Origin of the sequence: Leptolyngbya sp. FACHB-711 (assembly GCF_014695615.1) — a bacterium.
GTDB lineage: Bacteria > Cyanobacteriota > Cyanobacteriia > Elainellales > Elainellaceae > Leptolyngbya_A.
In genome coordinates this window covers 1-12,874 of sequence record NZ_JACJOR010000292.1, presented here as the reverse complement: position 1 = coordinate 12,874, position 12,874 = coordinate 1, and the positions used below count along the sequence as shown (strand labels likewise).

The 12,874-nt window shown below is 53.8% G+C and carries 7 protein-coding genes and 1 pseudogene; 5 read left to right on the top strand and 3 right to left on the bottom strand.

Annotation, left to right across the window (positions count from 1 at the left end):
• Both H6F80_RS11510 and bcsA read left to right on the top strand, forming a co-directional pair.
• A pseudogene (locus H6F80_RS11510) lies at positions 1-462 on the top strand (cellulose biosynthesis cyclic di-GMP-binding regulatory protein BcsB); the annotation flags it as partial.
• On the top strand, positions 459-3,068 hold the full coding sequence (gene bcsA, locus H6F80_RS11505; RefSeq protein WP_190791690.1) for a UDP-forming cellulose synthase catalytic subunit: 2,610 nt from the start codon (positions 459-461) through the stop codon (positions 3,066-3,068). The pseudogene H6F80_RS11510 and the gene bcsA, both read left to right, overlap by 4 nt.
• A gap of 216 nt (positions 3,069-3,284) precedes the next feature.
• Here bcsA and H6F80_RS11500 read toward each other — a convergent pair whose 3' ends face one another.
• Both H6F80_RS11500 and H6F80_RS11495 read right to left on the bottom strand, forming a co-directional pair.
• Positions 3,285-4,367 (bottom strand): glycosyl transferase, encoded by a 1,083-nt coding sequence (locus H6F80_RS11500; RefSeq protein WP_190791689.1) that lies wholly within the window; start codon positions 4,365-4,367, stop codon positions 3,285-3,287.
• Between the two features lie 10 nt (positions 4,368-4,377).
• Complete coding sequence (locus tag H6F80_RS11495; protein WP_190791688.1) at positions 4,378-6,234, bottom strand: serine/threonine protein kinase; 1,857 nt, start codon at positions 6,232-6,234, stop codon at positions 4,378-4,380.
• 564 nt (positions 6,235-6,798) lie between these two features.
• Between H6F80_RS11495 and H6F80_RS11490 the strand changes: the two genes are divergently transcribed.
• The 3 genes from H6F80_RS11490 to H6F80_RS11480 all read left to right on the top strand — a co-directional run bounded on the left by H6F80_RS11490 (position 6,799) and on the right by H6F80_RS11480 (position 12,252).
• On the top strand, positions 6,799-9,255 hold the full coding sequence (locus tag H6F80_RS11490; RefSeq protein ID WP_190791687.1) for an ATP-dependent helicase: 2,457 nt from the start codon (positions 6,799-6,801) through the stop codon (positions 9,253-9,255).
• 200 nt (positions 9,256-9,455) lie between these two features.
• Positions 9,456-10,064, top strand: a complete 609-nt coding sequence (locus H6F80_RS11485) for a vWA domain-containing protein (protein WP_347277866.1) — start codon at positions 9,456-9,458, stop codon at positions 10,062-10,064.
• A 331-nt stretch (positions 10,065-10,395) separates the two neighbouring features.
• Positions 10,396-12,252 (top strand): AAA family ATPase, encoded by a 1,857-nt coding sequence (locus tag H6F80_RS11480; protein ID WP_190791686.1) that lies wholly within the window; start codon positions 10,396-10,398, stop codon positions 12,250-12,252.
• A gap of 156 nt (positions 12,253-12,408) precedes the next feature.
• Here the strand turns inward: H6F80_RS11480 and H6F80_RS11475 are convergent, their stop codons facing one another.
• Positions 12,409-12,852 (bottom strand): Hsp20/alpha crystallin family protein, encoded by a 444-nt coding sequence (locus H6F80_RS11475; RefSeq protein ID WP_190791685.1) that lies wholly within the window; start codon positions 12,850-12,852, stop codon positions 12,409-12,411.
• Between the last annotated feature and the right edge of the window lie 22 nt (positions 12,853-12,874).

Sequence of the window (12,874 nt, the reverse complement as noted above, 5' to 3'; positions counted from 1 at the left end):
AAAGGCTTAAACCTGAATACGGCTTTTCTACGGGAGTTTGGCACAACCCAGGTGCAGGCACTGCCAGACGGCGAAGGCGTGGTGAAATCAGTGGTGTCACCCTGGAACGATCGCCATGTGCTGCTGGCTCTCACGGCTCAGCGTGAACAGGGTTTGCGAGATGTGCAGGATTTGTTTGAAATCGATCGTCTGTTTGGGCAGCTTCAGGGCGATACGGCTCTGATCCACCGCAATCAGCCGAACCCTTCTCCATTCGATCCAGATGACTACAGTCTGGAGTTTCTTAACCGCGCTCCTCGCGAAAAAGTGGTGACGCAGGCAAGCCTGATGGGACGGATTGTGCTGTTCCTGCAAGACCACTGGCTGCTGCTGCCCCTGGGAATTGTGCTGCTGCCGCTGCTGATGTACGGCTTTTCTCAAATCTTCTTGAATCGCGTTGCTGACCGAGGTGCAGAGTCATGACCCATTCACCCAATTTTGCTGCCGAAGCATTTATCAATTCTCGCTTTCCTTTGCTGAAGCGGCTATTTCTCAACGTTCCCATTGCGATCGATCGCTTATTGCCCAACGCAGGTAAATGGACACTGTTTGCGATCGTGATCGGGCTGCTGATTGTATCTGTGCCGCTGATTGTCACGCCTTTAGCCCCAATTCAGCAAGGCATTATTGCCGCAATTCTAATTGTGATCGGCTGGACGATCGTGCAGTCTGAAGAGCGGCAGATCAATCGGCGGGTCAGTGAGCATCTACACCTGTTCCTCGCCTGGATCAGCGTAATTACAACGCTCCGCTACCTTTATTACCGCAGCAGCTACACCCTGAATCTAGATGGCTGGCTTAACGCTACCTTTAGTATCCTGCTGTATGCCGCCGAACTCTATGCCGCTGGAACGCTGCTAATTTCCTACTTTCAAACGCTGCGATTGCGCGATCGATCTCCTGTAGACCTTTCTGCTTTCCCGGAAGCAGACTGGTTCACCGTGGATGTGTACATCCCGACCTATAACGAAGAAGTGGCGATCGTGCGAAAAACGGCTCTGGCAGCGATGGCACTCGACTATCCAGCAGACAAAAAGCGGGTTTATGTGTTGGACGACGGGCGCAAGTTTCCAGAGCGGCGGCTGAAGCTGCAACGAATGTGTCAGGAACTCGGCTGCACGCTGCTGACTCGCGACAACAACGACCATGCCAAAGCCGGAAACATCAACACGGCACTGCGGCGTACAGCGGGCGAACTGATTTTGATTCTCGACTGCGATCACGTTCCATCGCGCCAGTTTCTCAAGCACACCGTCGGTTTCTTCTATCAGCCCAACGTGTCGCTGGTGCAAACGCCCCACTGGTTTTATAACGCCGACCCTTTCGAGCGCAATTTGCTTACTGGGGGACAGGTTCCGGTTCACAATGAGCTGTTTTACAAAGTGATCCAGAAAGGAAATGACTTCTGGAATGCGGCTTTCTTCTGTGGCTCGGCGGCAGTGATTCGCAAGCAGCACTTGCTGGAAGTGGGCGGCATTGCCGTGGAAACCGTGACCGAAGACTGTCACACCTCACTGCGGCTGCACGATCGCGGCTATCGATCGGTTTACTACGACAAGATCATGGTGGCAGGTCTGGCTCCCGAAACCTTCTCGGCGTATGTAGGGCAGCAGGTACGCTGGGCGCAGGGCATGGCGCAGATTTTACGGCTAGAGAATCCGCTGCTGAATCCCCGGCTGAATCTCTCGGTTCCGCAAAGACTGTGCTACTTTTCCGCCTGCTCGCACTTCTTTTTTGGCTTTCCGCGCCTGATGTATGCCTTTGCGCCAATTCTGTATTTGCTGTTTGGCATTAGCCTGGTACGCGGCTTGGGTCTGGAAACCCTGGCCTATGCCATGCCCCATGTGGTGCTGGGCCTCTACGCCAACTACATCACCAACAAAACGACCCGCTTCTCGTTCTGGAATGAGGTGTTTGAGAATGCGATGGCGTTCCATGCTGGAATTGTCACCTTCCTAGCACTGCTGAATCCGCGCATGGGGTCGTTCAAAGTCACCGACAAAAGCCTGCAAATGACGAATCGCCGCCATTTTGACTGGCGATCGAGCTGGGTGCCCCTGATGGTTTGTGGCCTGCTGGTGCTATCGCTGCTGGTGGTTCCCTTCTGGCTGATTGACTATCCAGCGGCAAAAGAAGCGATCGTCATCAACGCTTTCTGGGCGTTCTTCAGCCTGACGTTGCTGGGTGCAGCCCTGCTGGTCGGCTTTGAGCAGCCCCAGGTGCGGCGGGCACATCGACTTCAGCGGCAGTTGCGATCGGCGGTTTACTGTGGTGAGCAGCTTACCTGCAGCGGCATTACGCTCGATGTCAGTGAAGCGGGAGCAAATCTTCTGCTCGATCGCTGGACGGATCTGCCGGATATTGTTGAGCTGGAGCTATGGGGTGATTTTGAGGCGCGGGTTTCGCTCAGTGCCCACATCACTCGCATCACGCCCATGCCGCAGGATCAGGTCAAGGTTGCCGTGGAGTTTGTCGATCTGAGTCAGGCCCAGGCAGATGCCCTCGTGCGCGTAATTTATTCTGATGTGGCAGAGTGGTACGCCCAGGAGCGAACCATTATTGATCATCCGCTTTCCTCCTTCGGGTTCTTGCTCACTGGACCGCTGCGTGCCCTGACCGATCGCCACCCCGCTGAAAAATCGACCCGATTCAAATCCATTCAAACGCTGGCACAAATCTATTGGAGCGGTCAATTTTATCCTGCTGTCGCAACCGGAGTCAACTCGCGATCGATTCGCCTGGAACTCCTGCCCGATGCCCCGATCGATTCCAGCCTGCTTCAGCTCAACCAGCCTGCGGTCGGATTGCTGCTCGGTTCTCCCAATCCTGAAGCTCAGCCGATTCGTCTGGTGGCTCAGGTGGAATCAGTCATGTGTAGCGATCGAGCTTTTAACGGGGCGATCGACCCCAGCGGCAACCCGGCAACCCAATGCTTGCAAACCCCCGGACTCCGCCTGGAACTGACCTTTCCCCAGCAACTCGACCTCCAACAGCAGTCCAAAATTCGCCAACTGCTCAGAACGGTCTAGCTGTGAGCGATGCAAAGCACTTTCCCGCTTAGGGCGATCGGGGTTTTGATATCCATTCCCTGAGAAATCAAAGGGGCTACATTGCCCCTTGAATGCCCCAGTTTTGGGGAACTTTGAAACCCGCAGGCGAGCTACCTTTCGCTCAGAGAGCGGTAAATTCCCCTTGAATTCAGCCGCCCAAAGCGTGACAGCTTGTGCCTTGCCCCCAGATGCAGATTACCTGCTCATCAGATGCTCGACCACTGCCTGCGCGATCGCCTCATTGCCGTGTTTGGACACCGTTTTTCCGGTGCGGGGCGGGTTCAGCGGCTGGTTGAGAAAATCCCAATTGCTGTTAAAGAATTCTTCGGGCTCTAGAATTCGATGGGTCGCGTAATCCTGGAGTCCATCGAGCAAAATGGGCGATTCGGCAAAGTCTTGTCGCGTGATAGTAACGACGGGCAGCTCCAGGCGGCAGGCTTCTGAGAAGGTGCTGAATCCGGGCTTGGAGACGACGCAGCAGCAGCAGGGCATCAGGTCTACCGGGCGATACTGGTATTCGGTAATGGCAACCAGATTCGGCAGGGCGGGCGCATTGCGATCGAAGGTAATAAACTGCCAATCGGGAAAGCGCGTCAGGCTGTCGTAAGGGAGACGATCGATTCCTAGTCCGCCAAAGGTGAGCATAACGGTGCGTTCTTTGGGGGCAGTCAGGTTAAATTTCTGCCGCAGGTCTTCCAACGGAAAGCGAGGTGAGCCGCCTGTTAATCCGACATCAGTAATGTGCGGAAAAGCGGACATTGGCTCGTGAAACGGTAAGCGAAACAGTCGATCGCACTGGTTAAACTGCTCAGCGATCCAGTCGGCTTCTGCCACAAAGTCGCCGCCCCAGGCACGATAAATAAAATCCCAGCCGAAGTTGCTCATCATCCAGCAGGGTACGTCAGCCGCTTTTGCGATCGCGCTTGCTAAAGGCGGAATATCTGCCAGCACTAAACCAACTCGATTTTGCTTAATGAAATTCACTTCGCCTGCGATCGTCCGGTTTGCCTTTGCCCGGATCTGCCGCAGCTTTTCCAGGGTGGCAACTTTGTCCATTGTCAGGCTGTCGGATTGAATAATGCCAATATCCAGCGCGACAGGACGGTGAATAAAATCCTGCGTGATGTAGCATTCCAGCAGCCAGCGCGGGGCAGTGGTGGCAATCATCACCAGCACGTCTGGGTAAAGGGTTTGAATCGCGGCAATGACAGCAGCGGTGCGGGTAGCGTGTCCAAAGCCGTGATTCGTGATGGCAGCGTAGAGAATGGGCTGAGGCATTGAGCGGCGTTTAGTGTAAATCTTTATCCCACACTGCAATATAAACCCGATCGCGATCGTTGCGCTCTACAATGCCTTCTAAATTGCCGCGCTTGAAGGAATATTGATTAGTTTGTCGATCGCGCACTGACATCAGTCCTGCCGCAATTTCTGAACTCATCTTGCCATCGAGCATGCCATCAAGCGTAGACTCCATGATCTCTGGGTCGATCGACTGGTCAAAAGAAGCTTCGGTCTGGCGAATTCGATCGCTGTCCTGGTCATAGATATACGCCAGCGTGATGCGATCGGGCACGACGGTATAAAGGGCAGTTCGCGTGTTGTCCCAATAGCCCACAGAATTTCGCACGGTGGGTTCTCCCAGTTCACGCACAACCGATCGCTCGTCGGTTCCCACGGGAATGCCGGGAATGTTGCGGGCATCATTGGCGGGTGCGGCGGGTCGATCGCTATTCATCGCATCCCGGTATTCTTGCTCGCGTCTGACACTGTTGGATGCCAGTCGTCTGGGCTGGTCTGCGTTCTGGTCTTGAGCCTCTGAGTCAGAATTTTCTCCAGATTCAAACAAGTCTCGAACCAAGCCGGGCAAGTTAGCCGTGGGCGTGGCACTGGGAGAAGCTTCTGGTGTGGGAGACGGGTCAGGAGCCTCAACCGAAGCAGCAGCTTCAGGCGATTCGGCCGGAGCCGGAGCCGTCGTCACCTCAGTCTCGCTTGCTGGAGGCGTTTGCGGAGAATAGTTCCTTACTGCTATCACCGAGACAAGCGCAATACTGGCGATCGTGACTGAACCCAAAAAGGCAAGCGCTCTGGGATTAAATCGACGGGCAGCCGGACGGACAGGGGTGGAGGAAGGGGCAATGGGAGCCGGAGCGGTTGGCTCGTTGGCATTGAAATAGGTGGGAAAGGGAGGAGCCGTGGGCGCAGCAGGCGGGGTCGGAGTCGCAGGGGTCGGATTCGCAAGATTTGGAGCCGCATAATGAGGGCTGACTGCTAGCGTTGCCGCAGTTGAAGGACTGGGCGGGACTGCCTGCGGAGTCGTTTGAGAATTTGCCTGCGTTACATGGGGCAGCATTGCCAGCCAATCTGCGACCGATGCGGGACGATAGTGAATATCAAGTGCCATGCCGCGCATCACCGCTTGATTGGTCGCCGGACTGATTTCGGGACGCAGATCGCGAGGTGCAGGCATCGGCTGACGATCGCGCAACACCGAAGACACCGGAACCTGAGTTGTGAGCAGGGCATAGAGCGTTGCTGCCAAGCCGTAAACATCAGTTGCGGGAGTTCGTTTTGCCTGCGCCATGTATTGCTCGATCGGCGCGAATCCTTCGGTGATAATGCTGGTGTGAACCTGAGTTGCGCCTGGCGTAAATTCTCGCGCAATGCCGAAATCAATCAGCACGACTTGATCGGTTCCTTCCCGCAGAATTATGTTTTGCGGCTTCACGTCTCGATGCAGCAGTCCGTTTTGATGCACGGCTTCCAGGGCGGCTCCCACCTGCCGGATGTAGTTAATGGCGATCGTTTCGGGCAAGGGCTGATTGGGAAGGACGATCGCATCTAGAGTCCGCCCCGGCACGTAGTCCATTACCAGATAGGGCACTTCGTCCTCGATGAAAAAGTCATTCACCCGCACGATATTCGGATGCACACAAAGCGCGAGCCGCCGCCCTTCGTCCTGAAACTGCTTTTCGAGCTTGGCATACTGGGGATGCTGCCGCAGATTGGGGTTCATGGTTTTGATCACCACGACGCGATGCAGGTAGTGGTGGGTTGCCTTGAACGTAATGCCAAACCCGCCCTGTCCTAACGGCTGATCAAGGGTATATTTACCGCCCTGTAAGGCTTGCCCGACTTGGATCGTCATGAGTCTTTAGCCGCTTCTCCAAAACACCAATCTGAAGACACCCATTCGAAGACACTCATTAACTGATCCACTCTAGCCGATTGTGTCGAGCGATGCCCCTTCACCGGGACAGATCGATCGGCTGGATTAGAGCCGTTCTGTTCCTTGTTGTACCATGTTTGTCGAGCAATTCGGCTGTATGGGGATGAGTGCTGCGGTGAGGTTGCTCGCTCTAAAATAAACGCATGAATATCGACTACGATTCGGCTTGATGATGCCGGAATGATGCCGAACTCTGGAGAATCTTAACCATAAAACTTCCAGGTTTGCTGGAACCGATATAGGCATTGCTGCCTCCGCTACCGCATGCTTAAAACAGCAAATCCTTGCCTGTCTTTGACAAAGCGATTGGGAAAACTAAATCTTAGCAGTACACTAGTTCTCAATCTATCTAAAGGATTCGGGCAACATTAATTTGCTAAATGCTCTGCTCCTTTGCTAAGTGCTCTGCTTCACTGCTCAGAACCAGAACCCTGCCAAAGTTGCCTTATCCCATTCGATCGCCACTAAGCCGTTTATCTGCCTATGTCGCTTGATTTGAACCCGGCGGGTCTCAATTCTGAATTAGATCCCCAATTAAATCCTCTATCAGATTCCAAGCTCAGTTCCGAACAGCTTCAAACGCTGGCACTGAAACAGCAAATGCTTCAGCGATTGCGATCGGGTCTGCGATCGGGTCAGCAGCGGATGGCGGATTGGAAAAGCGGGTCATTGGCAGTTTCAGCGGTTCCGGGATCGGGAAAGTCTACGGGGATGGCGATCGCAGCGGCGATTTTGCTGGCAGAGCGATATTTAAGGTTGAGCAGCACTGCACCGCTTCAGGCAGGAATTCTACCGACCGAACCGTTACCAAATGGGCAGCCCTTTCCCACCGGACAACTGCTGCTGGTGACGTTTACGCGATCGGCGGTGGCGAATTTGAAGGGTAAGATTCGGCAGTATTTGCGCGAACTGTCTTTGCCGTCGCAGGGGTTTCAGGTTTATACGCTGCACGGATTGGCATTGAATATTGCATCGCGGCATCCTGATTTATCGGGCATCCATCTAGAACGGCTGATGCTGATTTCGCCGAATCAGAGCAATCGTTTGATTCGGATTTGTGTGGATCAGTGGATTGGTGCAAATCCTCAGTTTTATCAGCGGCTTCTGGAAGGCAGACAGTTTGACGGCGAAGAAACCGAGCGGCTGCGGCGGCAGTCTGTGCTGCGAACTGAAGTTTTGCCAGAATTGGCGTTTACGGTGATTCATGAAGCCAAAAGCTCTGGCCTGATGCCTCAGGATTTGCTGAAGCTAAGTCAGCAGGGACGATCGATCGGGGAAGTTGACGACTACAATGTGCTGGAAATTGCAGCAGGCTTATACGATCGCTATCAAGATCTGCTGCGGCTACGCGGATTTATTGACTACGACGATATGATTCTGGCAGCACTGCGGGTTTTAGAGAATGAAAGTGCCTGTCGGTTCTGGCGATCGCAAATCTATGCGGTGTTTGAGGACGAAGCGCAGGATTCTTCTCCTTTGCAAACGCGCCTGCTGGAGATTTTGGCGGCTGATGCGATCGATCCCCATGCGCCGCTTAATCTAGTGCGGGTGGGCGACCCCAATCAAGCAATCAACTCCACCTTTACGCCCGCTGATCCGCTCTTTTTCCGGGAGTTTTGCGAACGCTGTGGCGCAGAAGGAACGCTGGCAGAAATGGATCAAGCCGGACGCAGTAGTCCGATCATCCTTCGCGCGGCAAACTTTATGCTCGACTGGACGAATCAACGCTACAAAGTTGAGCAGTCCCGCGAACCGAGCCTTCCCTTTCGTCCGCAAAAGATTCAGCCTGTGCCGCCAGATGATCCGCAGCCTGATGCCAATCCTGCCCCGGAAGGGAACGGTCTCGAAATTCGCTTTCCGGCGGACACCTACCACACGGTTGATTTGATCGCGCAGCGCGTCGGCGATTTGCTGACTCAGCATCCAGCGGCAAGAGCGGCAATTCTGGTACGGGAAAATCGACAGGGACGGTTTATTGCAGAACGCTTGCGCTATCCGCAGGAATTTGGCATTGACACCGACCTTCAGCAGCTTGGGATCACGATTTACGATGTGGGCGATCGCGATCGACAGTCTCATATTCCTGCTGAAATTCTGGCGTTGCTGCAATTTCTCGATCGTCCTCACTCGCCGGATTTCCTCAAAGCCGCGTTGCAGGTGTTTGTCGATCGTCAGGTGATTCCCACGCAGGATCTCAATTTGCTGGTGAGTTTGCCGGAACAGTTTCTTTATCCGGGACCGCTCGATTCCCCTCAGCCCGAACCTGTCCTGAAAGCTCGCCGCTACTGTACTGCGCTGCTGCGGGCCCGTCTGGAACTGCCACATTTTCAAATCATTCCGTTTCTGGCGATGACGCTGCAATACGAGCAGGCAGAACTCGCTACCGTCGATAAACTTGCAGAGCGACTGGCACAGCAAACCGCCGCCAATCCTTCGCTGTCTGCCGTGATCGAGGCATTGGGGGAAATTGTGCGATCGGAGCGGTTTGAGCCCGTGGAAACCGATGACCCGGAGGAACGCTACATTCGTGCCAAACAGGTGACCATTATCACAATGCACAAGGCAAAGGGTCTGGACTGGGATTTTGTGTTTATTCCGTTTCTGCATGAGCCGCTCATTCCCGGTAGTATGCGCGTGTTGCCCCAGTCGCAGTTTTTAGGAGATTTTGCCCTGCCTGAAATTGCCAGAGCGCAGATTCGCGCCAGCATCCACGGCGAATATCCTTTGCCGGAAACGATCGCTGCCTGGGAACGGGCAAAACAGCTCAAGGTGGCAGAAGAATTTCGCTTGCTTTATGTGGCAATGACCCGTGCTAAGCGACTGCTGTGGATGTCTGCCGCCCGCAAAGCTCCCTTTACCTGGAGCAAGCCGGATAATTTGCAGGATCAGGTTCCCTGTCCGGTGCTGCCTGCCCTTTGTCGGCAGTTTCCGCAAACGTAATTTCCAGCAATGTTTCCAGTAATATCTTCAGCAATACTTTCAGCAATGTTTCCAGTAATACTTTCAGCAATGTTTCCAGTAATACTTTCAACAATGTTTCTAACAGTAGTTTCAACTATATCTTCAACAATCGTTTCAGTCCTAAAGTCGCCAGTTTTCTCAGAGTAGAATGATCGATACCTTCTTTAGGAGTGCGAACCGTGAACCCGACCGATCGCGATTACACCCTGCTCATCGACAAAAGCGGCAGTATGTCTACACCCGATCAGCGCGGCGGAAGAACTCGCTGGGAAGAAGCTCAGGAATCGACGCTAGCACTTGCGCGCAAATGCGAACAGTTTGGCCCGGACGGCATCACGGTTTACCTATTTTCGGGGCGGTTTAAGCGATACGACGCTGTTACCTCCAGCAGGGTCTCGCAGGTTTTCTTAGAGAATGACCCGATGGGCACGACGAATCTGGCAGCAGTGCTGTATGATGCGCTGGAAAATTACTTTCAGCGAAAGTCTGCCGGACAAACAAAACCCGGAGGAGAAACAATTCTGGTGATTACTGATGGAGAACCAGACGATCGCAAAGCGGTGATGGAAGTAATCGTTAACGCAACGCGCAAAATGGATCGCGACGAGGAATTAGCCATTTCTTTTGTGCAGGTCGGTGATGATGTGCAGGCAACCCGCTTCCTGAAAGCACTGGATGACCAGTTGCAGGGAGTTGGCGCAAAGTTTGACATCTGCGATACCGTCACGATCGATGAAATGGAAGAGATGACGATCGCAGAAGTGCTGTTGAAGGCGATCGAAGATTAGGAAAAGACAGGGAACTCTCTTGTTTGTAGAGCAGCTTTATAGGGCAGCTTTGTAGAGCAGCTTCAGGGAGCGGCTTCGTGGAGCGGCTGGAACCCTAATCCCTCGAAAATTCCCCCTCTCCTCCAACCCCTTTTCTCACAGTCTTTTCCTTCAAGGGGTTTCTTGTGTAACGACTCCGACACACTGACCCTCAGGGAGGCAAAGTGAAATGTCTATACTGAGGACATTACTGAGGACGTTACTCAGGATATTACTCAGGACGTTACTTAAGGCGTTAAGGCGGCTTTGCCTACTAGCACGGGAAAGGGAATAAGGGTAAGGAAATAACCGTATGGACGACTTTTTTCGGGAACTAGAAGAGCTGGTCGATCAGGGATTTGAAGGATTGCTGGAGTTCGTTCGCGTGATCGAAGGCAGAGCCGAACCGGACGACGTGCGAAACGATCGCAACCCCGATGGCAGCAATGTGCAGGTTCAATCTCGCCCAGACACGCAGACAACCCGCCCCACCGCGCCGAGCCAAGTGCCGACTGAACGAACCCCTGTCCCCTTTAGCGACTGGTTTTCTCCGCCTACACAGTCACCGACCGTTTCGCTTTCGGGCATTGGCGGACTCTCTGAAGTGCTACGCGAACTGCGTGAACTGGTCGAACTGCCGCTCAAGCGTCCCGAACTCCTGTCCATGCTGGGCTTAGAACCGACCACAGGCGTACTGCTCGTCGGACCACCGGGCACGGGAAAAACCCTGACGGCTCGTGCCCTGGCAACCGAACTGGGAGTGAACTATATTGCGATCGTCGGTCCTGAAGTAATGGGCAAATACTACGGCGAAGCAGAACAACGACTGCGAAACATTTTCCAGAAAGCGGCTCGCTCTGCGCCCTGTATTGTGTTTATTGATGAAATTGATAGTCTTGCGCCCGATCGCGCCAGTGTTGAAGGCGAAGTCGAAAAACGGGTCGTGGCTCAGCTCTTGAGCCTGATGGATGGCTTTGGCAAAACCCCTGGTGTGATTGTGCTGGCAGCTACCAATCGTCCCGATCAGCTGGATATGGCATTGCGTCGTCCAGGACGATTCGATCGCGAAGTGCAGTTTCGAGTGCCCGATCGCCGGGGACGCATGGAAATTCTGCAAATTCTGACGAAGTCGATGCCGTTAGACGACACGGTCAACCTGGAAGAGATTGCTGATTTGTCGGTGGGCATGGTGGGCGCGGATTTGAAGGCACTCTGCCAGAAGTCGGCATATTTGGCACTGCGGCGACTTCTGCCAGAGTTTGATAGTCCTGTTCCTGCCTGGATGAAGGTGACCCAGGCTGATTTCATGCTGGCGATCAAGCAAATTAAGCCTGCGGTACTGCGATCGGTTGAAGTGGAAGCACCGAAGACAACCTGGGATGACATCGGCGGGCTAGAAACAATCAAACAAACCCTTCAGGAATCCGTTGAAGGGGCACTGCTTTATCCAGAGCTGTATCGCCATACAAAGGCAAAGGCTCCACGCGGCATTTTGCTCTGGGGTCCGCCGGGAACCGGAAAAACCCTGCTTGCTAAAGCGGTTGCGGCTCAGGCACGGGCAAACTTTATTGCGGTCAATGGTCCTGAACTCCTGAGCAAGTGGGTTGGTGCATCGGAACAGGCAGTGCGAGAGCTGTTTACGCGGGCGCGTCAGGCGGCTCCCTGCGTTGTGTTTGTCGATGAGATTGATACTCTGGCTCCGGCACGGGGCAGCTTTATCAGCGACTCCGGCGTGAGCGATCGCGTTGTGGGACAACTCCTCACTGAACTCGACGGCTTGCAGGATTGCCCAAATGTGCTGCTCGTTGGCGCAACGAACCGACCAGAGGCACTTGATCCGGCTTTACTGCGATCAGGACGACTCGATCTGCAAATTAAGGTCGATCTCCCCGATCAAAATAGTCGTCTCTCAATCTTGCAGGTGCATAACGGCGATCGCCCCCTTGCCGAAGAAGTGGAGTTAAACCACTGGGCAGCCCATACCGAAGGCTGGAATGGGGCAGATCTCGCGCTGCTGAGCAATCAGGCAGCTCTGGAAGCAGTCCGCCGCTATCGCAACGAGGGACAAACCGATCCCAGCAGTCTGCAAATTATCACCGCAGACTTTACCACTGCCCATCGGCGATTAGCAGATCAGAGAGGTGAGGGGGTTGCTTCGGGAAGTTTGTAGGGCGGAAAGTTTATTGTGAAAGCAAGGCAATAAAAAACCCGATCGCCTCAGATCGGGTAAAGCTTGATTTTGCAGACCGCCCTGATTCAAACAGGATGACCTGAATCAATTTCTAGCGGCTCATCGAATCATTTAGCGCATCCGTCGATTCGTCGATTAGTTCAGTTCCACTTTGACGACTTTGTTGCGCTCTTCCTGCTGTTTAGGCAGGGTCAGGTGAAGAATGCCGTCTTTGTATTCGGCTTGAACCTGCGTATTTTGAATTCGTGCAGGCAGCGGAATCACGCGCTGGAATGTTCCATAGTAGAACTCGCTGCGGCTCATTCCTTTATCTTCAGAGCGAGTCTCAGACTTGCGCTCACCTTTGATCGAAACTATATCCTCAGTAACTTCAACGTTGAGGTCTTTGGCATCCACACCCGGAACTTCAAGCTTGAGCTGAACTGCATCTTCGGTTTCGCTCAGTTCTGCCGCCGGCATTCTGCCAAATGTCTTCCAGTCGTCACCAACTGTGGGAGCGATCGTATCCGCAAAGAGGCGGTCGAACTGACGTTGAAGCGTGTCAATTTCCTGCCAGGGATTCCATCGAATGATTGCCATAGGGTTCTTCCTCTAATCAATT